This is a genomic window from Serratia sp. TSA_105.2, from assembly GCF_052692115.1.
The window spans coordinates 49,105-70,674 of the sequence record NZ_JBQZFT010000004.1; the positions used below are offsets into that span (position 1 = coordinate 49,105).

At 57.1% G+C, this 21,570-nt stretch carries 24 protein-coding genes and 2 tRNA genes; 16 read left to right on the forward strand and 10 right to left on the reverse strand.

Translation table 11 applies throughout. The features are described 5' to 3' along the window. Positions 1-1,005: a class 1 fructose-bisphosphatase gene (gene fbp, locus ACUTSC_RS14420; protein ID WP_004933587.1), complete on the reverse strand. Its 1,005-nt coding sequence runs from the start codon at positions 1,003-1,005 to the stop codon at positions 1-3. Positions 1,006-1,174: 169 nt separating this feature from the next. On the opposite strand from fbp, the gene mpl reads away from it, so the two are divergent. Further along, positions 1,175-2,554 (forward strand): UDP-N-acetylmuramate:L-alanyl-gamma-D-glutamyl-meso-diaminopimelate ligase, encoded by a 1,380-nt coding sequence (gene mpl, locus ACUTSC_RS14425; RefSeq protein ID WP_033636810.1) that lies wholly within the window; start codon positions 1,175-1,177, stop codon positions 2,552-2,554. Between the two features lie 188 nt (positions 2,555-2,742). Here mpl and yhcN (ACUTSC_RS14430) read toward each other — a convergent pair whose 3' ends face one another. From yhcN (ACUTSC_RS14430) to argR, 3 genes are all read right to left on the reverse strand, one after another. Next, complete coding sequence (yhcN, locus tag ACUTSC_RS14430) at positions 2,743-3,006, reverse strand: peroxide/acid stress response protein YhcN (protein WP_025305042.1); 264 nt, start codon at positions 3,004-3,006, stop codon at positions 2,743-2,745. A gap of 120 nt (positions 3,007-3,126) precedes the next feature. Beyond that, positions 3,127-3,390 (reverse strand): peroxide/acid stress response protein YhcN, encoded by a 264-nt coding sequence (gene yhcN / locus ACUTSC_RS14435; RefSeq protein ID WP_197767163.1) that lies wholly within the window; start codon positions 3,388-3,390, stop codon positions 3,127-3,129. 403 nt (positions 3,391-3,793) lie between these two features. Then, a complete protein-coding gene (gene argR, locus ACUTSC_RS14440; protein WP_004933572.1) occupies positions 3,794-4,264 on the reverse strand; it encodes a transcriptional regulator ArgR in 471 nt (156 codons plus the stop codon). 464 nt (positions 4,265-4,728) lie between these two features. On the opposite strand from argR, the gene mdh reads away from it, so the two are divergent. Beyond that, complete coding sequence (mdh, locus tag ACUTSC_RS14445; protein WP_004933569.1) at positions 4,729-5,667, forward strand: malate dehydrogenase; 939 nt, start codon at positions 4,729-4,731, stop codon at positions 5,665-5,667. 66 nt (positions 5,668-5,733) lie between these two features. Here the strand turns inward: mdh and ACUTSC_RS14450 are convergent, their stop codons facing one another. Further along, the gene (locus tag ACUTSC_RS14450) at positions 5,734-5,994 is read right to left on the reverse strand and encodes a helix-turn-helix domain-containing protein (protein WP_004933567.1); all 261 of its coding nucleotides are present in this window, start codon (positions 5,992-5,994) and stop codon (positions 5,734-5,736) included. Positions 5,995-6,175: 181 nt separating this feature from the next. Between ACUTSC_RS14450 and ACUTSC_RS14455 the strand changes: the two genes are divergently transcribed. After that, positions 6,176-6,532 (forward strand): DNA-binding protein, encoded by a 357-nt coding sequence (locus ACUTSC_RS14455; protein WP_063991611.1) that lies wholly within the window; start codon positions 6,176-6,178, stop codon positions 6,530-6,532. A gap of 48 nt (positions 6,533-6,580) precedes the next feature. Here ACUTSC_RS14455 and ispB read toward each other — a convergent pair whose 3' ends face one another. Further along, positions 6,581-7,552, reverse strand: a complete 972-nt coding sequence (ispB, locus tag ACUTSC_RS14460) for an octaprenyl diphosphate synthase (protein ID WP_063991610.1) — start codon at positions 7,550-7,552, stop codon at positions 6,581-6,583. 270 nt (positions 7,553-7,822) lie between these two features. Between ispB and rplU the strand changes: the two genes are divergently transcribed. From rplU to cgtA, 4 genes are all read left to right on the forward strand, one after another. Further along, positions 7,823-8,134 carry a 50S ribosomal protein L21 gene (rplU, locus tag ACUTSC_RS14465; RefSeq protein WP_004933561.1) on the forward strand — a complete coding sequence of 104 codons (312 nt, stop codon included), beginning with the start codon at positions 7,823-7,825 and terminating at the stop codon, positions 8,132-8,134. A gap of 17 nt (positions 8,135-8,151) precedes the next feature. Then, positions 8,152-8,409, forward strand: a complete 258-nt coding sequence (gene rpmA, locus ACUTSC_RS14470; protein WP_004933559.1) for a 50S ribosomal protein L27 — start codon at positions 8,152-8,154, stop codon at positions 8,407-8,409. A 105-nt stretch (positions 8,410-8,514) separates the two neighbouring features. Continuing rightward, the gene (locus ACUTSC_RS14475) at positions 8,515-9,486 is read left to right on the forward strand and encodes an EamA family transporter (protein ID WP_197767100.1); all 972 of its coding nucleotides are present in this window, start codon (positions 8,515-8,517) and stop codon (positions 9,484-9,486) included. A gap of 16 nt (positions 9,487-9,502) precedes the next feature. Continuing rightward, on the forward strand, positions 9,503-10,675 hold the full coding sequence (gene cgtA / locus ACUTSC_RS14480; protein ID WP_445653412.1) for an Obg family GTPase CgtA: 1,173 nt from the start codon (positions 9,503-9,505) through the stop codon (positions 10,673-10,675). A 36-nt stretch (positions 10,676-10,711) separates the two neighbouring features. Here the strand turns inward: cgtA and pmrB are convergent, their stop codons facing one another. From pmrB to dacB, 3 genes are read right to left on the reverse strand one after another with little or no spacing between them, the layout of a single operon-like run. After that, entirely contained in the window at positions 10,712-11,773 is a 1,062-nt protein-coding gene (pmrB, locus tag ACUTSC_RS14485) for a two-component system sensor histidine kinase PmrB (RefSeq protein ID WP_197767099.1), read from the reverse strand. After that, the gene (gene pmrA, locus ACUTSC_RS14490; protein WP_019453348.1) at positions 11,770-12,432 is read right to left on the reverse strand and encodes a two-component system response regulator PmrA; all 663 of its coding nucleotides are present in this window, start codon (positions 12,430-12,432) and stop codon (positions 11,770-11,772) included. Before pmrA ends, pmrB begins: the two co-directional genes overlap by 4 nt. An 8-nt stretch (positions 12,433-12,440) precedes the next feature. After that, positions 12,441-13,874 carry a serine-type D-Ala-D-Ala carboxypeptidase gene (gene dacB / locus ACUTSC_RS14495; RefSeq protein ID WP_025305050.1) on the reverse strand — a complete coding sequence of 478 codons (1,434 nt, stop codon included), beginning with the start codon at positions 13,872-13,874 and terminating at the stop codon, positions 12,441-12,443. Between the two features lie 256 nt (positions 13,875-14,130). Here dacB and greA point away from each other — a divergent pair, with 256 nt between their 5' ends. Further along, on the forward strand, positions 14,131-14,607 hold the full coding sequence (greA, locus tag ACUTSC_RS14500; RefSeq protein WP_025305051.1) for a transcription elongation factor GreA: 477 nt from the start codon (positions 14,131-14,133) through the stop codon (positions 14,605-14,607). Positions 14,608-14,719: 112 nt separating this feature from the next. Here greA and yhbY read toward each other — a convergent pair whose 3' ends face one another. Next, positions 14,720-15,013 (reverse strand): ribosome assembly RNA-binding protein YhbY, encoded by a 294-nt coding sequence (gene yhbY, locus ACUTSC_RS14505; RefSeq protein ID WP_004933536.1) that lies wholly within the window; start codon positions 15,011-15,013, stop codon positions 14,720-14,722. A gap of 143 nt (positions 15,014-15,156) precedes the next feature. Between yhbY and rlmE the strand changes: the two genes are divergently transcribed. The 8 genes from rlmE (at position 15,157) to rimP (ending at position 21,564) form a co-directional block, all read left to right on the forward strand. Further along, the gene (gene rlmE, locus ACUTSC_RS14510; protein WP_004933533.1) at positions 15,157-15,786 is read left to right on the forward strand and encodes a 23S rRNA (uridine(2552)-2'-O)-methyltransferase RlmE; all 630 of its coding nucleotides are present in this window, start codon (positions 15,157-15,159) and stop codon (positions 15,784-15,786) included. Positions 15,787-15,842: 56 nt separating this feature from the next. Continuing rightward, positions 15,843-17,774 carry an ATP-dependent zinc metalloprotease FtsH gene (ftsH, locus tag ACUTSC_RS14515; RefSeq protein ID WP_004933529.1) on the forward strand — a complete coding sequence of 644 codons (1,932 nt, stop codon included), beginning with the start codon at positions 15,843-15,845 and terminating at the stop codon, positions 17,772-17,774. Between the two features lie 91 nt (positions 17,775-17,865). After that, positions 17,866-18,702 carry a dihydropteroate synthase gene (folP, locus tag ACUTSC_RS14520; protein ID WP_197767098.1) on the forward strand — a complete coding sequence of 279 codons (837 nt, stop codon included), beginning with the start codon at positions 17,866-17,868 and terminating at the stop codon, positions 18,700-18,702. 4 nt (positions 18,703-18,706) lie between these two features. After that, complete coding sequence (glmM, locus tag ACUTSC_RS14525; protein ID WP_049233337.1) at positions 18,707-20,044, forward strand: phosphoglucosamine mutase; 1,338 nt, start codon at positions 18,707-18,709, stop codon at positions 20,042-20,044. A gap of 220 nt (positions 20,045-20,264) precedes the next feature. Next, positions 20,265-20,600 (forward strand): preprotein translocase subunit SecG, encoded by a 336-nt coding sequence (gene secG, locus ACUTSC_RS14530; RefSeq protein WP_004933519.1) that lies wholly within the window; start codon positions 20,265-20,267, stop codon positions 20,598-20,600. 70 nt (positions 20,601-20,670) lie between these two features. After that, a tRNA-Leu gene (locus tag ACUTSC_RS14535) sits at positions 20,671-20,757 on the forward strand. A gap of 60 nt (positions 20,758-20,817) precedes the next feature. Then, positions 20,818-20,894, forward strand: a tRNA-Met gene (locus ACUTSC_RS14540). 217 nt (positions 20,895-21,111) lie between these two features. Then, positions 21,112-21,564 carry a ribosome maturation factor RimP gene (rimP, locus tag ACUTSC_RS14545; RefSeq protein ID WP_004933515.1) on the forward strand — a complete coding sequence of 151 codons (453 nt, stop codon included), beginning with the start codon at positions 21,112-21,114 and terminating at the stop codon, positions 21,562-21,564. The last annotated feature ends 6 nt before the right edge of the window (positions 21,565-21,570 follow it).

The following is a 21,570-nucleotide window of genomic DNA, read 5'->3' on the forward strand; positions in this document are numbered from 1 at the left end:
TTACTCGTCCGGGTTTTCGGCGATGAAGCGTTCCGCGTCTTCTACCATCGACTTGGTGCCGACGAAGAATGGCGCACGCTGGTGCAGTTTCACCGGCGTGATGTCCAGAATGCGGTTTTTGCCGTCGCTGGCCTTACCGCCGGCCTGTTCGGCCAGGAACGCCATCGGGTTGCATTCGTACAGCAGGCGCAGCTTGCCTTGCGGATGGCTGGCGGTGCTTGGGTAGATGTAGATGCCGCCTTTCAGCAGGTTGCGGTGGAAGTCCGCCACCAGAGAACCGATGTAGCGCGAGGTGTAAGGGCGCTGCGTCGCTTCATCCTGCTCCTGGCAGTACTTGATGTATTTCTTCACGCCGAGAGGGAACTTGATGTAGTTGCCTTCGTTGATGGAATACATGTTGCCGCTCGCCGGGAAACGCACTTTCTCGTGGGAGAGGCAGAACACGCCCAGAGACGGATCGTAAGTGAAGGCGTGGACGCCGTAACCGGTGGTGTACACCAGCATGGTGGACGAACCGTAAACCACATAACCCGCTGCGACCTGGGCGCTGCCAGGCTGCAGGAAGTCTTCTTCGGTCACCGGCGTGCCGACCGGCGTGATGCGACGGTAGATAGAGAAAATCGTACCGACCGAGACGTTGACATCGATGTTGGACGAACCGTCCAACGGGTCCATCAAAACGACATATTTGGCATTTTCAGCTCGCTCGCCGTCGAATATCACGATTTCATCTTCTTCTTCGGAAGCGATACCCGCAACTTCACCACGTGCTTTCAACGCCGCTTTCAGTTTTTCGTTCGCGTACAGGTCCAGTTTCATCTGAACTTCGCCCTGTACGTTGGACACCCCGCTGGTTCCCAGAATATCAACCAGGCCGGCCTTATTGATGTCGCGGTGGATGATTTTGGCGCCCAGTTTAATTGCAGAAAGTAACGCGGTCAGCTCGCCGGTGGCGTGAGAGAAGTCGTGCTGTTTCTCGACGATAAATTCGCCTAACGTTTTCATGACACAATCCCTGAATCTACGGATGGATAGCGGCCTGTTAACAAACCGCCAACGTTTTCGCGTGCAGTGTAGCCCAAAGATGCGCGCTATTCATAGGCAAATCCATTTCTTCTGGACGATTCTGAGCGGTAGAATATGCCGACATTCGATGCACTCACATGAGAAACCTATGCGCATTCACATTCTTGGGATCTGTGGCACCTTTATGGGCGGGCTGGCGATGCTGGCGCGCTCACTGGGGCATGACGTCACCGGTTCGGACGCCAACGTCTATCCGCCGATGAGCACGCTGCTGGAGAACCAGGGGATCGATCTTATTCAGGGTTATGATCCAGCCCAGCTGGATCCGGCGCCGGATCTGGTGATCATCGGCAACGCCATGACGCGCGGCAACCCGTGCGTGGAGGCGGTACTGGAACGTGGCATCCCTTACGTTTCCGGCCCACAGTGGCTGCACGACGCCGTGTTGCGCGATCGCTGGGTACTGGCGGTCGCCGGCACCCACGGCAAAACCACCACCGCCGGCATGGCGACCTGGATCCTCGAGGCCTGCGGTTACCAGCCCGGCTTCGTCATCGGCGGCGTGCCGGGCAACTTCGACGTTTCGGCCCGCCTCGGCGGCAGCCCGTTCTTCGTGATCGAGGCCGACGAATATGACTGCGCGTTCTTCGACAAGCGCTCCAAATTCGTGCATTACAGCCCGCGCACGCTGATCATGAATAACCTGGAGTTCGACCACGCCGATATCTTCGACGATCTGAAAGCCATCCAGAAACAGTTCCACCACCTGGTGCGTCTGGTGCCGGGCAAAGGCAAAATCATCCTGCCGGACAACGACAGCCACCTGAAGCAGGTGATGGCGATGGGCTGCTGGAGCGAGCAGGAGCTGGTGGGGGAAGAGGGTACCTGGCGCGCGCAGAAGCTGACGCCGGACGCCAGCCATTACGCGGTGTTCCTCGACGGCGAACAGGTCGGTGAAGTGAACTGGGCGCTGGTGGGCGAGCACAATATGCATAACGGCCTGATGGCCATCGCCGCCACCCGTCATGTTGGCGTGCAGCCGGCGGATGCCTGCCGCGCGTTGGGCGATTTCATCAACGCCCGCCGCCGCCTGGAACTGCGTGGCGAAGCCAACGGCGTCACGGTTTACGACGACTTCGCACACCACCCGACGGCGATCCTCGCCACTCTGGCCGCGTTGCGTGGCAAGGTAGGCGGCACGGCGCGCATTCTGGCGGTGCTGGAACCGCGCTCCAACACCATGAAAATGGGCATCAGCAAAAACGATCTGGCACCTTCGCTCGGCCGCGCCGACGAAGTGTTCCTGTTCCAGCCGCACCACATTCCGTGGCAGGTGGCGGAGGTGGCGGATGCCTGCGTGCAGCCGGCGCACTGGAGCGCGGATCTCGACACGCTGGTGGACATGGTGGTGAAAACCGCACAGCCGGGCGATCACATTCTGGTGATGAGCAACGGCGGTTTCGGCGGTATTCACGATCGTCTGCTGGACGCGCTGGCGAAAAAGCAGGAACCGAAAGTCACCTACTGATCGCGCAACCACATCAAGGGCCGCGTTCGCGGCCTTTTTTACGCCCATAAAAAAGCCATCGCGAGCGAGGGCAACGGGGTTCGTCGGATAGGACGACGAGAGGGTCTCTGGGAAATCGGCGTTTGCGTCAGAACTCGGCAGTGGCAGTGACGAGGGTAATCAGCTCTGCAAAGCCGTTCCCAGAGTTGTTATTTGTAAATCTCGGCGGTGGCGTGGTAGTTGCCTTCATTACGCGCTTCGATCACGCGGTAGGCGGTCGCGCCTTTAGCGTCGGCTTTCTCCGACAGCGCCTGGCGAATGTCGGTCGGCGCGCCGTCGATGCCGCTGACGGTAATGGTGCCGATAGATTGCAGGTTGGCGGTCTGATCGTTAGTCACCAACTGGGCGGCAGACGCGCCGAAGGAGATGACAGACAGCAGACCGAGTGCAGCAAGAGTAGTTTTCATGTTCATGATAGCGATCCTTGGTCATAACAGCCTGGAAGGGCTTGGCAGCGATTTTTATTCTTGAAGGCCGTTACGACAGCATTTGATTCCAGAGATGTATTGCCCGTTGCCGGGTAATGCCGGTACTTATTTGTAGATTTCAGCGGTTGCGTGGAAGTTGCCTTCATTGCGGGCTTCGATCACGCGGTAAGCGGTCGCCCCTTTGGCGTCAGCTTTGTCGGACAGCGCCTGGCGAATGTCGGAAGGCGCAGCGGCGACGCCGCTCACGGTGATCACACCGGCCGGCTGCAGTTTTGCGGCCTGATTCGCGTCAACAGATTGTGCTGCGAATGCACCAAATGAAAGCATGGACAGAACGCTCAGGGTTGCAACGGTAGTTTTAATTTTCATCATCTCACCTCATCGTATTCTTTTATCAGTTCCAACGAACTGTGATTCAGTTCACGAAAATGAGTATACAGCTAGTAACGCGAAAAATTAATAGTTCGCTAACAGTTGCTAGTGAAACTTTAACCTCATGATCCTTATTTTTTATAACCATAAGGAATAAAAAACGCTCATAAAACGATCTTTTTATGTTAAATTTATGTAATTTCAATGAGGTAAGTGCTTTTGACCAAAAGTGCGGAAGATCACAGTGGGTACTGCTGGTTACATGGAGATGTCATGGAAATGTGTTGCTGAGGGATAAAAAAGCAGTGTTAAACGCGGTTGAAGGCAGGGAAGGTAACGCGGGGGTTAAAGAAGCGCTAACAAAGTGCGGGCTACAGCCGCACTTTGTTAGCGCCAGGTTTCACAGCTCTTGCTCGAACACGCCCAGAATAGCTTCATGCAGTTTCTGAGCGGTAAAGCCGTTGGAGGGGGTGACGAAAATCGTATCGTCGCCGGCAATTGTGCCGAGGATGCCCTGGGATTTACCCAATGAGTCGAGCAGGCGAGCGATCAGCTGCGCGGCGCCCGGGCTGGTGTGGATCACCACGACGGCGTCGTTATGGTCGACGTCCAGCACCAGATTCTTCAATGGGCTGGTGGTGGTCGGCACGCCGAGTTCGGCAGGAAGGCAATACACCATTTCCATTTTGGCATTGCGCGTACGTACCGCGCCGAACTTGGTCAGCATGCGCGATACTTTGGATTGGTTAATGTTTTCGAAGCCTTCTTCTTGCAGCGCCAAAACGATCTCGCCTTGAGAACTGAATTTTTCTTCTTTCAATAACGCTTTGAACGTCTTGATCAGATCTTCCTGTTTTGCGGGATTACGCATTTTGCACCGTGGAATGTTGATAGTGGAAGTCATGATTATGCATATAGATGAATTTTTATGCAACAAAGGCCGACCCAAAGAAAATAAACATGACCGGGCGGCGAGGAAAGGGCGGCATTTTAACAAAATCCGGCCGCGATGAATATGCCCTTTTGGCGACGGAAAATCGGCCTGCGGTGGTAAATAAAATGTTATTAAAATGATGTTGTTCTGATGTTGCGTAAGGGTGTAATGTAACGGCCGGTTAACTTGCTCGTGAATAACCTCGCACTATTTTTGATTAGTGTGCGCTATGCCCTTCATGCGTAAGCGATTTAATCTAAAATGGGCGCGACAGCGGCCGTTTTATTACACCTGCAGGCAAGAATTGGCTAATTTATTGTTTTTAAAGGTGTAATAACTTAAGGTCCGTAACCAACACATTCACGGCGCTTTATATATTTAAGATAATAAAGGAGTATAGGATGAAAGTTGCAGTTCTCGGTGCTGCTGGCGGTATCGGCCAGGCCCTCGCCCTTCTACTCAAAACCCAGCTTCCTTCAGGTTCTGAACTCTCTCTCTACGACATTGCCCCTGTTACCCCAGGCGTTGCCGTCGACTTAAGCCACATCCCAACCGCAGTTAAAATCAAAGGCTTCAGCGGCGAAGACGCGACCCCGGCTCTGCACGGTGCGGACGTGGTGCTGATTTCCGCCGGCGTGGCCCGTAAGCCGGGCATGGATCGCTCTGATCTGTTCAACGTTAACGCCGGCATCGTGCGTAACCTGATTGAACAAGTGGCGAAAACCTGCCCGAAAGCCTGCATCGGCATCATCACCAACCCAGTTAACACCACGGTCGCCATCGCGGCGGAAGTGCTGAAAAAAGCCGGCGTTTACGACAAGAACAAACTGTTCGGCGTGACTTCGCTGGATATCATCCGTTCCAACACCTTCGTGGCCGAGCTGAAAGGCAAACAGCCGGAAGAGCTGAACGTGCCGGTCATCGGCGGCCACTCAGGCGTGACCATCCTGCCTCTGCTGTCGCAGATCCCTGGCGTGAGCTTCACCGATCAGGAAGTGGCGGATCTGACCAAACGCATTCAGAACGCCGGCACCGAAGTGGTGGAAGCCAAAGCCGGCGGCGGGTCTGCAACGCTGTCCATGGGCCAGGCGGCTGCCCGTTTCGGTCTGTCTCTGGTGCGTGCGCTGCAGGGCGAGAAAGGCGTGGTGGAATGCGCTTACGTTGAAGGCGACGGCAAATACGCTCGCTTCTTCGCGCAGCCGCTGGTGCTTGGCAAGAACGGCGTTGAAGAGCGCAAAGATATCGGCACCCTGAGCGCCTTCGAGCAGAAAGCGCTTAACGAGATGCTGGACGTGCTGCACAAAGATATCGAGCTGGGTGAGAAGTTCATCAATAACTGATCGTTGCCGATAGTCAGCCGATAAACGCCGCCGGACGCTGTTCCGGCGGTTTTTTTTGCTCCGCGTTCACGATTTGATGCGTGCCTTGCGATCCAGCAGGCAATCGCTGTGCGGATCGTAATAGCGGCTTGGCCAGATTTCCGAAGGGTGGATGCCTATCGCTTCGGCGATCAGCCATTCCCCCTTCGGCCACGGGCGCGATAGCGCGTTGGCCAGCGTCGATGAGCTCAATCCGGCCTTGCGCGACACTGCCGCCAGCGTGGTGCCCTGCTTGCGTAGTGCAGCGATAATATCTGCCGGGTGCCAATCTGGGTTCCTTGAATTCATGTTTACATTCCTTTTCTGATTAGCCAAAGTTGCGTTAGTGGTATAACTAACGGGTCGAGGTTAAGTGCTTGAACAACGTGAAACGCTTATTCGGAAACCAGAATACCATTAAATTTCCTAAAAAATACCCGAGTAATTTCCAAAAAATGACGTTGCCCACTATTGCCCAGAGATGATGGCTATGAAAAACGAGTGGTTTGCCGCCAAGGAACTGACAGGCATCGCAGGATTACCCTCCTCACCACAGGGAATCAATCTGATGGCCCGGCGCGAAGGCTGGGTCAGCCGCAGGCGTAAAGGCGTGCAGGGAAAAGCGTTGGAGTACCATATCGACAGCCTGCCTTCAGGTGTGCGTAACCTGCTGGTGCTGAAGGAGGATGGGGCGGCATATGACGTAGAACGCCAGGAACCGTTGGCGGTCTGGATCGAGTATTACTACCATTTGACGGAGAGCGAGCGCGAGAAAATGGTGGCTTTCCTGATGCGGGAAGGGATCGGCGGCCTGTTGGCGCGTATCGACGAAGAGAGCAATAGCTAGGCAGGCCCGCGTACGCGGGCCTGATGGTTTTTAAGAAATATTTATTTCTTAAAAGTCGCGTTGCACCGCCAGATGGGCCAGGCCTTCCAGCGCCGTACGGTGCTCCGATGCCGGCAAGACCTGCAGCGCGGCGATCGCCTTGTCGGCTTCTTCTTCGGCGCGTTTGCGGGTGTACTCCAGCGAACCGCATTGTTGCATCGCCTGCAGTACCGGCTCCAACAGATGACGACCGTTGCCTTGCTCAATCGCACCGCGGATCATGTCACGCTGCGCGTCGTCGCCGTTGTGCATCGCGTGCAGCAGCGGCAGGGTCGGTTTCCCTTCGTTCAGATCGTCGCCGGTGTTTTTACCCAGGGTGCTGCCGTCGGCGCTGTAGTCGAGCAGATCGTCGATCAGCTGGAAAGCGGTGCCGAGGTAGCGGCCATAGTCTTGCAGCGCCTGTTCTTGCTCAGCGCTGGCACCGGACAGGATCGCCGACGATTGCGCCGCCGCCTCGAACAGACGGGCGGTTTTGCTGTAGATCACCCGCATATAGCTTTCTTCGGTGATGTCGGGATCGTGCACGTTCATCAACTGCAGCACTTCACCTTCGGCGATGACGTTGACCGCCTCCGACATCAGCGCCAGCACGCGCAGGGATTCCAGGCTGGTCATCATCTGGAAGGCGCGGGTATAGATAAAGTCGCCGACCAGCACGCTGGCGGCGTTGCCGAACGCCGCGTTGGCGGTGGCTTTGCCGCGGCGCATGTCCGATTCGTCGACGACGTCGTCATGCAGCAGCGTGGCGGTATGGATGAATTCGATCAGGGCGGCCACGGTGACGTGCTTGTTGCCTTCATAGCCCAACGCCCGCGCCGCCAGAACGGCGATCATCGGCCGGATGCGCTTACCGCCACCACTGATAATGTAATAGCCAAGCTGATTGATGAGCGTGACATCGGAATTCAGCTGTTCGAGAATTGTTGCGTTCACGGCCGCCATATCTTGCGCGGTTAACTCGGTAATTTGCTCTAGGTTCATTGTGTTTTTTTCAGCTGTGTTTCTCTTCACCGCGTTGAGATCGCTGCTCACATCGGTACATGGCGGTAACTGTCCCTATGATTGTACTTGAAAAACGGTTCAGATAAACGCCACGAAAGAAACTGCGCTTTTTTTCTTCTTTTTTCTTGTTCTGGTCTTATTCTGCTCTTGTCATGCGCTGCTTTTTTGCGTAGAATTCGCGCCCTATTGTGAATATTTATAGCGCGCTCTGAACTAACACAGTCGGGCACGCGGAAAGCGGAGTTTTATATGTACGCGGTTTTCCAAAGTGGTGGTAAACAACACCGAGTAAGCGAAGGTCAGACCGTTCGCTTGGAAAAGCTGGACATCGCAACTGGTGAAGCGGTTGAGTTTGACCAGATTCTGATGATCGCTAATGGCGAAGATATCAAAATCGGCGTTCCTTTCGTCGATGGCGGCAAGATCAAAGCTGAAGTTGTTGCTCACGGTCGTGGCGAGAAAATTAAAATCGTTAAGTTTCGTCGTCGTAAACACCACCGTAAGCAGCAGGGCCACCGTCAGTGGTTCACTGACGTTAAAATCACCGGCATCAGCGCTTAAGTTAGGAGAGCGGATTAATGGCACACAAAAAGGCTGGCGGCTCGACTCGTAACGGTCGCGATTCAGAAGCTAAACGTCTGGGCGTAAAACGCTTTGGCGGCGAAGCAGTACTGGCAGGCAGCATCATCGTTCGTCAGCGCGGCACCAAATTCCACGCTGGTACCAACGTGGGTTGCGGCAAAGACCACACTCTGTTTGCTTTGAAAGACGGTAAAGTCAAATTCGAAGTTAAAGGCCCGAGCAATCGTAAATTCATCAGCATCGAAGCTGAATAATTTTTCGAGCCTTACGAAATAGATGTAAGCCCCGCAATTCGTTGCGGGGCTTTTTACATTTATGGGTTGCCTGAGGGCAGGCCCGTCAGCGTTGGCGAAGGTGATATGGATACGAAGCAGCAGGTCGGCGTTGGCATTTCTCTGGCGTTAACCACGGCGGTTTGCTGGGGCGCGTTGCCGATCGCGATGAAAGAAGTGTTAGTGGTGATGGAGCCGTTTACCGTTGTCTGGTATCGCTTTACCATGGCCGCCATCGGCTTGGGCGTGATCCTCGCGGTGCGCGGCAAGCTGCCGCCGCTGACGATGTTCCGCCAGCCGCGTTGGCTGCTGCTGTTGGCGATCGCGACAGCGGGGCTGCTGGGCAACTTTGTGTTCTTCAGTTCCTCGCTGCAATACCTGAGCCCGACGGCGTCGCAGGTGATTGGCCAGCTGTCGCCGGTCGGCATGATGTTCGCCAGCGTGCTGATTTTAAAAGAACGCATGCGTATCACCCAGGTCATTGGCGCCCTGATGCTGATTTGCGGACTGATGCTGTTTTTCAACGTCAGTCTGATAGAGATCTTCACCCGGCTGACGGACTACACGCTGGGCGTCATGCTGGGCGTGTGCGCGGCGATGGTCTGGGTGAGCTACGGCGTGGCGCAGAAGGTGTTGCTGCGCCGACTGGCTTCGCCGCAGATCCTGGTTATGTTGTACACTTTATGTGCGATAGCGTTGTTCCCTCTGGCCAAACCCGAGGTGATTTTCCAGCTGAGCGGCTGGCAATTGGCGTGCCTGCTGTTTTGCGGCGCCAACACGCTGATCGGCTATGGCGCGCTGGCAGAGGCTATGGCGCGCTGGCAGGCGGCGCAGGTGAGCGCGTTGGTTACGCTGACCCCGCTGTTTACCCTGCTGTTTTCAGATTTATTGGCGCTGGCCTGGCCCCAGGCATTCGCCGCGCCGACGCTGAACATCGTCGGCTATGTCGGTGCGTTTGTGGTTGTGGCGGGCGCCATGTTTTCCGCAATTGGTCACCGGTGGTGGCCGCGACGGGCAGAACCCCCCCTGGTTGCTCCTTTGAAGCAATCCGGTGAATGATTTACGGAGACGGTAAATGAAGTTTGTAGATGAAGCAGCGATTCTGGTCGTTGCAGGCGACGGTGGTAACGGATGCGTCAGCTTCCGCCGCGAAAAATATATTCCCAACGGTGGGCCTGACGGCGGCGACGGCGGCGACGGCGGCGACGTCTACCTGCTGGCGGACGAGAACCTCAACACCCTGATCGACTACCGTTTTGAGAAGTCTTTCCGCGCCGAGCGCGGCCAGAATGGTCAGAGCCGCGACTGTACCGGTAAACGCGGTAAAGACGTCATCATCAAGGTGCCGGTCGGCACGCGCGTGAAGGATCAGGGCACCGGCGAGATCCTCGGCGACATGACCCGCCACGAGCAAAAGCTGATGGTCGCCAAAGGCGGCTGGCACGGCCTGGGCAACACCCGTTTCAAATCTTCGGTCAACCGAGCGCCGCGTCAGAAGACGCTGGGTACCGCCGGCGAAGCGCGCGACCTGTTGCTGGAGCTGTTGCTGCTGGCCGATGTAGGCATGCTGGGGCTGCCGAACGCCGGTAAATCGACCTTCATTCGCGCGGTGTCCGCCGCCAAGCCGAAGGTGGCCGATTATCCGTTTACCACGCTGGTGCCGAGCCTGGGCGTGGTGCGCATGGACCACGAGCAGAGCTTTGTGGTTGCGGACATTCCGGGGTTGATCGAGGGTGCCTCTGAAGGCGCGGGCCTGGGTATTCGCTTCCTGAAGCACCTGGAGCGTTGCCGCGTGCTGCTGCACCTGGTGGATATCGCGCCGATCGACGAAACCGATCCGGTGGAAAACGCCAAAGTGATCATCAACGAGTTGAATCAATACAGCGAAAATCTGGCGCAGAAGCCGCGTTGGCTGGTGTTCAACAAAATTGATGTGATTGGTGAGGAAGAAGCCGCCGAACGCGCCAAAGCGATTGTGGAAGGCATGGGCTGGGAAGGGAAGTACTACATGATCTCCGCCGCCAACCGCGAAGGCGTCAACGCGCTGTGCTGGGACGTGATGAACTTCATCAACACTCAGCCGAAAGCGATGGCGATCGAAGAAAGCGAACCGGAAAAAGTCGAATTCATGTGGGATGACTACCACCGCGAGCAGATCGCGGAAGTGGAAGCCGAAGCGGAAGATGACTGGGATGACGACTGGGACGAAGACGACGACGAAGGCGTCGAAATCATTTACCAGAAGTGATTCGGTGATAAAGGGCTCAGCAACGCTGGGCCCTTGTTATTTAAGCGCCTTTTCCGGCAGCCAACACTGGGCGTTCAGGCCGCGCACATTGCGGCGGTTTTCCAGCGTCAAACGGCCCTGATGCAACTGCGCGATGCGGATCACGATATTCAAGCCCAGTCCGCTGCCGCCGTAGCGTTGATCCATGCGGCGAAACGCCTGTGTCAGCTCCCCGACCATCTCCTCCTTGATACCTGGGCCATCGTCGATGACCTGCAGCAGATAGCCGTGGTCTTGCGGCGTTAACCGCACCTGTATCGCCCCGCCTTCCGGGCCGTAACGGTGGGCGTTTTCGACCAGGTTGCGCAGCAGCAGCCGCAGCAGCACCGGATCGCCGTTCACCGCGGCGACACCCGGCAATTGCCAATCCAGCGTCTGCCCGCGTTGGGCGGTCATTTCGTCGAGCTCTTCACGCAGCGGTTGAATCACATCGGCTACCCAATCGAAATGCTGATAATGGCCGCTGGCGAAGTCTTGTCCGGCGCGCGACAGCATCAGCAACTGCTCGACGGTGTGCATCAGCTGATCGATGCGGGCGATCAGCGCCTGGCTGCCCTTGACGCCCTGCTTTTCCATCAGTTCCAGATGCAGGCGGATGCCGGCCAGCGGCGTGCGCAGCTCATGGGCGGCGTCAGCGGTGAACAGGCGTTCCTGTTGAATGGTGTTATCCAGCCGTGAAAACAGCTGATTGAGTGCATTGGTGACCGCCACCATTTCCTGGCTGTCGCTGGTGATTGGCAGCGGCGTCAGGTTATCGGCAGAGCGCTTTTCCAGCCGCTGCTGCAATTGGTTGAGCGGGCGGATGATCCAACTGATGGCCCAAAACGACGCCAGCAGCGTGACGACCATCATGATCAGCGAAGGCGCCAGCAGCGACGCGATGGCCTCGGCGATCTCGGTATCGACGCGTTCGGTACGCACTTTGGCGGACAGGGTTTCGTCCACCAGGAAGCTGATCTGCTCCTGGCTTTCGTGCCACAGCCAAAAGGCGCTGATGAGTTGCGTGACCAGCAGGATCAGCGCCAGCATCAGCAGCAGGCGGCGGCGCATGCTGATCATGACGAGGGTTCCAGGCGGTAGCCGATGCCGCGCACGGTGCGGATGCGATCCTTGCCCAGTTTGCGGCGCAGGTTGTGGATGTGCACTTCCAGCGTGTTGGAACCCAAGTCGTCCTGCCAGGTGTAGAGGTCCTGTTGCAGGAGTTCGCGGTTGACCGTTTGGCCGGCACGCATGATAAGACGCGCCAGAATGGCGAACTCTTTCGGCGTGACCTCCACCGGCTGCTGCTGCAGATAGACCTGCTGGCTGGAGAGGTTCAACTGCAGGTCATCCACCTGCATCAGATTGTCGCTGTGGCCCTGGTAGCGCCGCAGGAGGGCGCGCACGCGCGCCTGCAGTTCGACCAGCGCGAAGGGTTTGACCAGGTAGTCATCGGCGCCGGCATCCAGCCCGTCGACGCGATCTTCCAGCGCATCGCGAGCGGTCAGGATCAGCACAGGCAGATCGATCTGCTGTCGGCGCCACTGCCGCAGCAGCGCGGCGCCGTCCATGTCCGGCAGGCCGAGATCCAGGATCACCATGCTGTATTGGCTGGTGATGAGCAGGCTGTTGGCCTCCGCCGCCGTGGCGGCGCAGTCGCAGACGTAGCCTTCGCCGGTCAGCGCCAGCGCCAGCCCCTGTTGCAGCAGTTCATCATCCTCAACGACCAGCAGCTTCATGGCGATCCTCAGTTGTTTTGGTAAATATCCCGATACAGGCGGCTTTCGAAGCGTACCAGCGGTGCGCGGCGCTGTTTCTGATCTTCCGGCGGTACGGCGTAACCGGAAAGATACTGCACGAACGCCATGCGCTGGCCGCTGGCGGTGGTGATGAAGCCCGCCAGGTTGTACACGCCCTGCAGCGCGCCGGTTTTGGCCGACACTTTGCCGTCGACGCCGGCTTCGTGCAGGCCGCCGCGGTAGCGCAAGGTGCCGTCATAGCCGGACAGCGGCAGCATCGAGATGAAGTTCAGCTCGTTGTCGTGCTGCGCGATGTACTGTAACGCTTGCATCATGGTCGCCGGCGCCAGCAGGTTGTGGCGCGACAGGCCGGAACCGTCGGCGATGATGGTATTGCCCAGATCGATGCCGGCCTTCTGGCGCAGCACCTGCCGCACCGCATCGGAACCCGCTCGCCAGGTGCCCGGTACGCCGAAGCGTTCGTGGCCAATGGTGCGGAAGACGGTATCGGCGATCATGTTGTCCGATTTCTTCAGCATGATCTTCAACAGATCGTGCAGTGGCGCCGACTGGGTTTGCGCGATTACCGTGCCGGTGATGCCAGGGCGCGTCTGGCGTTTCAAATGCCCGTCTATCTGGATACCGGCCTGGGTCAGTTCGTCTTTCAGGATGGCACCCGCATAGCTGGCGCCGTCCTGGATGGCGAAGGCCAGCGGCAGCGGTTCGCTGCGCTGCGTCAGGCAGCCGGTCAGGGTAAAGCGGTTCAGCTCGCCCGGCACCACGTCCAGCTCGCAGTACTGCGCGTCTGCAGAGCCGCGCGCCAGGGTGCGCACCTGGCTAAACATATTGACCGGATAATAGGAGGCGACGCGGATAAACGCCATGTCGCCCGGGTTCGGCGCGCTGTAGAGCGAGACCGAGAAACAGTTGCGATCGACGATGGCGGCGGCCGGCGGTGCGCTGAAGCACTGCGTCAGATCGTTCCACGGCCAGCCGGGCGCCTTGTCATGGCTGGCGAAGACCGAGGTATCGACCAGCACGTCGCCGCTGATTTGGCGCACGCCCTGTTTCTTCAGGACGGCCACCATATTGCGCAGGCTCTGGCGTTTGAAGGTCGGATCGCCGCTGAAGCGGGCGATCAGGTTGCCGCGCAGCACGCCGTCGCGGATATCGCCCTGGCTCTCCAGCGTGGTGGTGAAACGGTAATCGGGCCCGAGTTGCAGCAATGCCGCCAGCGCCGTCAGCACTTTTTGGGTACTGGCCGGCAGCGCCATCTGCTGAGAGTGATAATCGATCGTCGGCGCGCCGGCACCGATTTTCTGAACGACCAGGGCAAGGTTGGCCCCATCAGGCAGATATTGTGTGTACTCTTCAACCGGGGCCGCATTCGCATTCAGAACAAATGCGCAAGCCAATGCACTGACAATTCGTGAAAAACGCATAATCTCGGGATAACAGCTGGATAACGTGCCGTCATACTACGGTGCAATCAGGGAAAAAGTAAACGATGACCCTCAAGGAACTCTAGGCTAAAATGCGTATCAAAATGCAAAACCAATCTTGGCTTGGGCCTCGTTCCGAGTCAGGTTTCTTTTGTTTGTCGCCTGGAGGCGGGTGGCGGTATGCCAACCGTGTTTTCATCCGAATACGTCAGGATGACGGTTATTTGAACAGGAAAGATTTAGAGGTATTTATACGATGAACCAAATTCCGATGACCTTGTTTGGCGCTGAAAAACTGCGCGAAGAGCTCGAATATCTGAAAAGCGTGCGCCGCCCGAAAATCATTGCGGATATCGCTGACGCCCGTGAGCACGGCGATTTGAAAGAGAATGCCGAGTACCACGCCGCCCGCGAACAGCAGGGTTTCTGCGAAGGCCGCATTCAGGAAATCGAAGCCAAGCTGTCCAATGCTCAGGTGATCGATATCACCAAGATGCCGAACACCGGCCGGGTGATCTTCGGCGCCACCGTATCGGTGATGAATCTGGACAGCGAAGAAGAAGTGACTTACCGCATCGTTGGCGACGATGAGGCCGATTTCAAGAAAAATCTGATTTCGGTAAACTCGCCGATGGCCCGCGGCCTGATCGGCAAAGAGCAAGACGACGTGGTGGTGATCAAAACCCCCGGCGGCGACGTTGAGTATGAGATCCTGAAGGTCGAGTATCTCTGATCGAGGCCGTTGGTCACTAATGCGCCAACGTTTTGTAAAGATAGGAAAAAGGCCGCGAGCGGCCTTTTATCTTGGTCAGGCGCATGGCACCTTTTCGTTAACCTGATGGTTATTAACGCGGTAGACTGATCTTGCGCTCTTTCGACGGGCGGTAAAGAATAAGCGTACTGCCGATAACTTGCACATTGCAGGCGCCCGTTTCACGCACGATAGCATCGGCGATCAGGGTTTTGGTTTCGCGATCTTCAGCGGCGATTTTTACCTTGATCAGCTCATGATGCTCCAGAGCCTGTTCAATTTCAGCCAGCACCCCTTCGGTAAGACCGTTATTGCCCAGCATCACCACCGGTTTTAACGGATGCGCCAGGCCTTTCAGGTGCTGTTTTTGTTTATTATTCAGATTCATTGTCTTTTTTGCTTAAGTTGGGATTGAAAACGGTACATTCTACCGCCATCTCATGTATATCACCAAATCGGTCTTCACCGGTGTGAGTCTACGTGAGCAGCGACCCTGACATAAGACTCTTTTTATGATAGTTGGAAAACGAGATGGCTAATAAAAAGCGTTCGGCTAGCTCCAGTCGCTGGTTACAAGAACACTTTAGCGATAAATATGTACAGCAGGCGCAGAAAAAGGGACTGCGTTCCCGTGCCTGGTTTAAACTTGATGAAATACAGCAGAGCGACAAACTGTTCAAACCGGGCATGACCGTGGTTGATCTCGGCGCCGCGCCGGGTGGCTGGTCGCAGTATGTGGTCACCCAAATCGGCGGTACCGGGCGTATCATCGCCTGTGATATTTTGCCAATGGATCCTATCGTTGGCGTCGATTTCCTTCAGGGCGATTTTCGTGATGAACTGGTGCTGAAGGCGCTGTTGGAACGAGTAGGCGAGAGTAAGGTTCAGGTGGTCATGTCCGATATGGCCCCGAATATGAGTGGCACCCCGGCGGTCGATATTCCAAGATCGATGTATCTGGTGGAGTTGGCGCTGGATATGTGTCGTGATGTCCTCGCACCAGGCGGAAGTTTCCTGGTGAAGGTGTTCCAGGGAGATGGCTTTGACGAGTACCTACGGGAAATTCGCTCCCTGTTTACGAAGGTTAAGATTCGTAAGCCAGACGCTTCCCGCGCTCGTTCGCGCGAAGTGTACATTGTAGCGACAGGGCGCAAACTGTAGTACCCTAACGCTGTTTGTTAACACAGTTGTAAGATGAGGTTAATCCCTTGAGTGACATGGCGAAAAACCTAATTCTCTGGTTAGTCATCGCGGTAGTGTTGATGTCTGTATTCCAGAGCTTTGGGCCCAGCGAGTCGAATGGCCGTAGGGTGGATTACTCTACCTTCATGTCCGAACTGACCCAAGATCAGGTTCGCGAAGCGCGAATCAACGGACGTGAAATTAACGTTACCAAGAAAGACAGTAACAAATACACGACCTACATCCCTGTCAACGATCCTAAGTTGCTGGATACGTTGTTAACGAAGAATGTGAAAGTTGTCGGCGAGCCGCCTGAAGAGCCGAGCCTGCTGGCTTCTATCTTTATCTCTTGGTTCCCGATGCTGTTGCTGATCGGGGTCTGGATCTTCTTTATGCGGCAAATGCAGGGCGGCGGCGGCAAGGGCGCGATGTCCTTCGGCAAGAGCAAGGCCCGCATGCTGACGGAAGACCAGATCAAGACCACTTTCGCCGATGTCGCCGGTTGTGACGAAGCGAAAGAAGAGGTGAGCGAACTGGTGGAATACCTGCGCGAGCCGAGCCGTTTCCAGAAACTGGGCGGCAAGATCCCGAAAGGCGTGCTGATGGTTGGCCCGCCGGGGACCGGTAAAACGCTGTTGGCGAAAGCGATCGCTGGCGAAGCGAAGGTACCGTTCTTCACCATTTCCGGTTCCGACTTCGTCGAAATGTTCGTCGGCGTGGGTGCATCTCGCGTGCGCGACATGTTCGAACAAGCGAAGAAAGCCGCGCCGTGCATCATCTTCATCGATGAAATCGACGCCGTCGGCCGCCAGCGTGGCGCCGGCCTGGGTGGCGGTCACGATGAGCGCGAGCAGACCCTGAACCAGATGCTGGTTGAGATGGACGGTTTCGAAGGCAACGAGGGCATCATCGTCATCGCGGCTACCAACCGTCCGGACGTGCTTGACCCGGCGCTGCTGCGCCCGGGCCGTTTCGACCGTCAGGTCGTGGTCGGGCTGCCGGATGTGCGTGGCCGTGAGCAAATCCTGAAGGTGCACATGCGCCGCGTGCCGTTGGCCGCCGACATCGACGCCTCCGTCATTGCGCGCGGTACGCCGGGCTTCTCCGGTGCCGATCTGGCTAACCTGGTCAACGAAGCGGCGCTGTTCGCCGCCCGCGGCAATAAGCGCGTGGTGTCGATGGTGGAGTTCGAGAAAGCCAAAGACAAGATCATGATGGGCGCGGAACGCCGCTCCATGGTGATGACCGAAGCGCAGAAAGAGTCGACCGCGTATCACGAAGCGGGCCACGCCATCATTGGCCGCCTGGTTCCTGAACACGATCCGGTACACAAGGTGACGATCATTCCTCGTGGCCGTGCGCTCGGCGTGACCTTCTTCCTGCCGGAAGGGGATGCGATCAGCGCCAGCCGTCAGAAGCTGGAGAGCCAAATCTCTACCCTGTACGGCGGCCGTCTGGCGGAAGAGATCATCTACGGGCCGGAAAAAGTCTCTACCGGTGCGTCGAACGACATCAAAGTGGCGACCTCCATCGCCCGCAACATGGTGACCCAGTGGGGCTTCTCCGAGAAGCTGGGGCCGCTGCTGTATGCGGAAGAAGAGGGCGAAGTGTTCCTGGGCCGTTCCGTGGCCAAGGCGAAGCACATGTCGGATGAAACCGCGCGTATTATCGACCAGGAAGTGAAGTCGCTGATCGAGCGTAACTACACGCGTGCTCGCTCGCTGTTGATGGAAAACATGGACATCCTGCACTCGATGAAGGATGCGCTGATGAAGTATGAAACCATCGATGCGCCGCAGATCGACGATCTGATGAACCGCAAAGACGTGCGTCCGCCGGCGGGCTGGGACGATGCGAACAAAGGCAACAGCTCCGACAACGGCGGCACCCCGAAAGCCCCGACGCCGGTAGATGAGCCTCGCACCCCAACGCCGGGCAACACCATGTCCGAACAGCTCGACAAGTAACAGCGGCTGTGTAATAACATCGAACCCCGGCATGCCGGGGTTTTTTTTGCCCGGCGGGCAGTGAACCAGGCAACAATAAGGTGGACCAACCATGCAGTTAACCGTGCGCGACATGACGCTCAACCTCTCCCATCCGCAGGTGATGGGTATCCTCAACGTGACGCCGGATTCGTTTTCCGACGGCGGCCGCCACAACACCCTGAACCAGGCGCTGGTGCATGCGCATGCGCTGATTTCGGCCGGCGCCACGATGATCGATATCGGCGGTGAATCGACAAGGCCGGGTGCGGCGGAAGTGAGCGAAGAGGAGGAGCTTGAGCGGGTCGTGCCGGTGGTGGAAGCGCTTGCGCAGCGTTTTGAAGTCTTTATCTCTGTCGATACCTCGAAAGCGGGCGTGATCCGCGAATCGGCGCACGCTGGCGCACATCTGATCAACGACATTCGTTCGCTGCAGGAGCCGGGTGCCCTGGCTGCGGCGGCGGAAAGCGGGCTGCCGGTCTGTCTGATGCATATGCAAGGGCAGCCGCGCACCATGCAACAGGCGCCGCACTACGACGATCTGATCGCTGACGTTCAGGCGTTTTTCGAGCACCATATTCGGCGCTGTAACGAGGCGGGGATAACAAATCAGAAATTGCTGCTCGACCCAGGCTTCGGTTTCGGTAAAAATTTGGCGCACAACTATCAGCTTCTGGCCCGGTTGTCGGAGTTTCATCGTTTTGGTTTGCCGCTGTTGGTCGGCATGTCGCGCAAATCGATGATAGGACAACTGCTGAACGTACCGCCGGATCAACGGGTTATCGGCAGCGTGGCCTGCGCGGTAATCGCGGCGATGCAGGGCGCGCAGATTGTCAGAGTGCATGACGTTAAAGAAACCGTCGAGGCGATGCGTGTCGTCGAGGCAACACTTTCAGCTAAGGGACAGTAGAGACATGAGCGAGCGCAAATATTTTGGCACCGACGGCATCCGTGGCAAGGTCGGGGACAGCCCCATCACGCCGGACTTCGTGCTGAAGCTGGGCTGGGCGGCCGGTAAAGTGCTGGCGCGTCACGGTTCCCGCAAGATCATCATCGGTAAGGACACGCGCATCTCCGGCTATATGCTGGAATCCGCGCTGGAAGCCGGCCTGGCGGCCGCAGGGTTATCCGCCTCTTTCACCGGGCCGATGCCCACCCCGGCGGTGGCTTATCTGACGCGCACCTTCCGCGCAGAAGCGGGCATCGTCATCTCCGCGTCGCATAACCCGTTTTATGACAACGGCATCAAGTTCTTCTCGATCGACGGCGCCAAGCTGCCGGACAACGTCGAAGAAGCGATCGAAGCCGAGATGGAAAAGCCGCTGACCTGCGTGGAGTCGGCCGAGTTGGGTAAAGCCAGCCGCATCATCGACGCCGCCGGCCGCTACATCGAATTCTGCAAAGGCACCTTCCCGAGCGAGCTGAGCCTGAAAGGGCTGAAAATCGTGGTCGACTGCGCCAACGGCGCGACTTACCACATCGCGCCGAGCGTGCTGCGCGAGCTGGGCGCCACGGTGATCGCCATCGGCGTTGAGCCAGACGGCATGAACATCAACGAAAAATGCGGCGCCACCGACGTGCGCCAGCTGCAGGAGCGCGTGCTGCAGGAAAAAGCGCACGTTGGCCTGGCGTTCGACGGCGACGGCGATCGCGTGATGATGGTGGACCACCTGGGCAACAAGGTGGACGGCGATCAGATCTTGTACATCATTGCCCGCGAAGGCCTGCGTCAGGGGCAACTGCGCGGTGGTGCAGTCGGCACCCTGATGAGCAACATGGGGCTGGAGCTGGCGCTGAAACAGCTGGGCATTCCGTTCGCTCGCGCCAAAGTGGGCGACCGCTATGTGTTGGAGAAGCTGCAGGAGCTGGGCTGGCGTATCGGTGCGGAAAACTCCGGCCATGTGATCCTGCTGGACAAAACCACCACCGGCGACGGCATCGTGGCTGGGCTGCAGGTGCTGACCGCCATGGTGCGCAACCACATGACCCTGCACGACCTGTGCAGCGGCATGAAGCTGCTGCCGCAGATCCTGGTCAACGTGCGCTTCGCCGGCGATCACAATCCGCTGGAGTCTGAAGCGGTGCGTAAAGTCACCGAGCAGGTGGAAGCCGAACTGGCCGGCCGCGGCCGGGTGCTGCTGCGCAAATCGGGCACCGAACCGCTGATCCGCGTAATGGTGGAAGGCGAGGACGAGCAGCAGGTGACCGCGCTGGCGCATCGCATCGCCGACGCGGTAAAATCCGCCGGTTAAAACAGTCAGTTAGCCGCCGGGCTCGGCAAAGCTGAGCCCGGAGAGGCGATTGTTGGCGTTTTTTTCCGCAAACGCGCCGGCGGCTGCAAATTGCCCTTGCGCGGGTTGGCGGCTTTGGTTAGTATTCACACCCGCTTCAGTAGGCAGTTTATAAAAATGCCTGCTTGATGAGTGTGAAGCATTTGGCATGCGGTGAGGCCGCAAGGATACGGGTACTACTATGTACGAAGCTCTTCTGGTAATTTTCCTGCTGATTTCAATCGGGCTGGTTGCTCTGATTATGTTGCAGCAAGGTAAAGGCGCTGATATGGGAGCCTCTTTCGGAGCAGGTGCATCAGGCACATTGTTCGGTTCGAGTGGTTCCGGTAACTTTATGACCCGCATGACTGCTGTGCTGGCGACGCTGTTCTTCGTCATCAGCCTGATTCTGGGCAACCTCAGCAGCAACCAAAGCAAGAAAGGCAGCGAGTGGGAAAACCTGGGTCAGCCAGTGAAAACTGAGCAGACAACCGCGCCGGCAGCACCTGCCAAGCCGAGCAGCGACATCCCGCAGTAAGCCGCAAAAAAGTTTGTAAACGGTGGTTGTGAACTCGAAAAAACAACGGCCGTTAGCAGTAAGAATCAGTACCGAGGTGGTGGAATTGGTAGACACGCTACCTTGAGGTGGTAGTGCCCTAACGGGCTTGTGGGTTCGAGTCCCATCCTCGGTACCAAATCCCAAAGATAACTTGCAATTTTGCGATTATCGGCGTAGTATTTGCCACGTTTTCGGACGCGGGGTGGAGCAGCCTGGTAGCTCGTCGGGCTCATAACCCGAAGGTCGTCGGTTCAAATCCGGCCCCCGCAACCACTTTCCTTTAAGTGTTTATTTTCAAATACACTTTTCGATTGAAATCCGCTTTTCTCGATCAACATTTGAAAATGACACTTGCTCGAAAGTTGTACCGAGGCCGCCTAGCGGCAAACAGGGTCCAGTTGCATAAAGCCCCGATTTTTCGGGGTTTTTTGTTATTTGGCAACAGAATCACTGGGCTATTTAGCCCTTTTTTTATGTCTTGGGGGTGGGCTTGTCCACATTAGAGCAACAGTTAACAGAGATGCTTTCGGCACCGGTAGAAGCGTTGGGCTTTGAGCTTGTAGGCATCGAATTCATTCGTGCGCGCCAATCGACGCTCCGCATCTATATTGATAGTGATAACGGCATCAATGTTGATGATTGCGCTGATGTCAGCCACCAGGTCAGCGCTGTATTGGACGTCGAAGATCCAATCACGGTCGCTTACAACTTGGAAGTCTCCTCTCCTGGCCTTGATCGCCCGATGTTCACCGCAGAACACTATACGCGTTACCTCGGTGAAGAAGTCAGCCTGGTCCTGCGCATGGCGGTGCAGAACCGTCGCAAGTGGCAGGGTATTATCAAGTCTGTCGAAGGCGAGATGATCACGGTTACTGTGGAAGGGAAAGATGAAGTGTTCGCGCTGAGCAACATCCAGAAAGCGAACCTGGTACCCCACTTTTAAAGTTTG

What these genes read in the sequence shown, in the direction of transcription:
- argR (WP_004933572.1), bottom strand. Translation starts at nt 4,264, where the DNA reads ATGCGTAATCCCGCAAAACAGGAAGATCTGATCAAGACGTTCAAAGCG.
- cgtA (WP_445653412.1), top strand. Translation starts at nt 9,503, where the DNA reads ATGAAGTTTGTAGATGAAGCAGCGATTCTGGTCGTTGCAGGCGACGGT.
- yhbY (WP_004933536.1), bottom strand. Translation starts at nt 15,013, where the DNA reads ATGAATCTGAATAATAAACAAAAACAGCACCTGAAAGGCCTGGCGCAT.
- rlmE (WP_004933533.1), top strand. Translation starts at nt 15,157, where the DNA reads ATGGCTAATAAAAAGCGTTCGGCTAGCTCCAGTCGCTGGTTACAAGAA.
- ftsH (WP_004933529.1), top strand. Translation starts at nt 15,843, where the DNA reads ATGGCGAAAAACCTAATTCTCTGGTTAGTCATCGCGGTAGTGTTGATG.
- ispB (WP_063991610.1), bottom strand. Translation starts at nt 7,552, where the DNA reads ATGAACCTAGAGCAAATTACCGAGTTAACCGCGCAAGATATGGCGGCC.
- ACUTSC_RS14455 (WP_063991611.1), top strand. Translation starts at nt 6,176, where the DNA reads ATGAAAAACGAGTGGTTTGCCGCCAAGGAACTGACAGGCATCGCAGGA.
- rplU (WP_004933561.1), top strand. Translation starts at nt 7,823, where the DNA reads ATGTACGCGGTTTTCCAAAGTGGTGGTAAACAACACCGAGTAAGCGAA.
- folP (WP_197767098.1), top strand. Translation starts at nt 17,866, where the DNA reads ATGCAGTTAACCGTGCGCGACATGACGCTCAACCTCTCCCATCCGCAG.
- pmrB (WP_197767099.1), bottom strand. Translation starts at nt 11,773, where the DNA reads ATGATCAGCATGCGCCGCCGCCTGCTGCTGATGCTGGCGCTGATCCTG.
- rpmA (WP_004933559.1), top strand. Translation starts at nt 8,152, where the DNA reads ATGGCACACAAAAAGGCTGGCGGCTCGACTCGTAACGGTCGCGATTCA.
- mpl (WP_033636810.1), top strand. Translation starts at nt 1,175, where the DNA reads ATGCGCATTCACATTCTTGGGATCTGTGGCACCTTTATGGGCGGGCTG.
- fbp (WP_004933587.1), bottom strand. Translation starts at nt 1,005, where the DNA reads ATGAAAACGTTAGGCGAATTTATCGTCGAGAAACAGCACGACTTCTCT.
- secG (WP_004933519.1), top strand. Translation starts at nt 20,265, where the DNA reads ATGTACGAAGCTCTTCTGGTAATTTTCCTGCTGATTTCAATCGGGCTG.
- pmrA (WP_019453348.1), bottom strand. Translation starts at nt 12,432, where the DNA reads ATGAAGCTGCTGGTCGTTGAGGATGATGAACTGCTGCAACAGGGGCTG.
- ACUTSC_RS14450 (WP_004933567.1), bottom strand. Translation starts at nt 5,994, where the DNA reads ATGAATTCAAGGAACCCAGATTGGCACCCGGCAGATATTATCGCTGCA.
- greA (WP_025305051.1), top strand. Translation starts at nt 14,131, where the DNA reads ATGAACCAAATTCCGATGACCTTGTTTGGCGCTGAAAAACTGCGCGAA.
- ACUTSC_RS14475 (WP_197767100.1), top strand. Translation starts at nt 8,515, where the DNA reads ATGGATACGAAGCAGCAGGTCGGCGTTGGCATTTCTCTGGCGTTAACC.
- yhcN (WP_197767163.1), bottom strand. Translation starts at nt 3,390, where the DNA reads ATGAAAATTAAAACTACCGTTGCAACCCTGAGCGTTCTGTCCATGCTT.
- yhcN (WP_025305042.1), bottom strand. Translation starts at nt 3,006, where the DNA reads ATGAACATGAAAACTACTCTTGCTGCACTCGGTCTGCTGTCTGTCATC.
- dacB (WP_025305050.1), bottom strand. Translation starts at nt 13,874, where the DNA reads ATGCGTTTTTCACGAATTGTCAGTGCATTGGCTTGCGCATTTGTTCTG.
- glmM (WP_049233337.1), top strand. Translation starts at nt 18,707, where the DNA reads ATGAGCGAGCGCAAATATTTTGGCACCGACGGCATCCGTGGCAAGGTC.
- mdh (WP_004933569.1), top strand. Translation starts at nt 4,729, where the DNA reads ATGAAAGTTGCAGTTCTCGGTGCTGCTGGCGGTATCGGCCAGGCCCTC.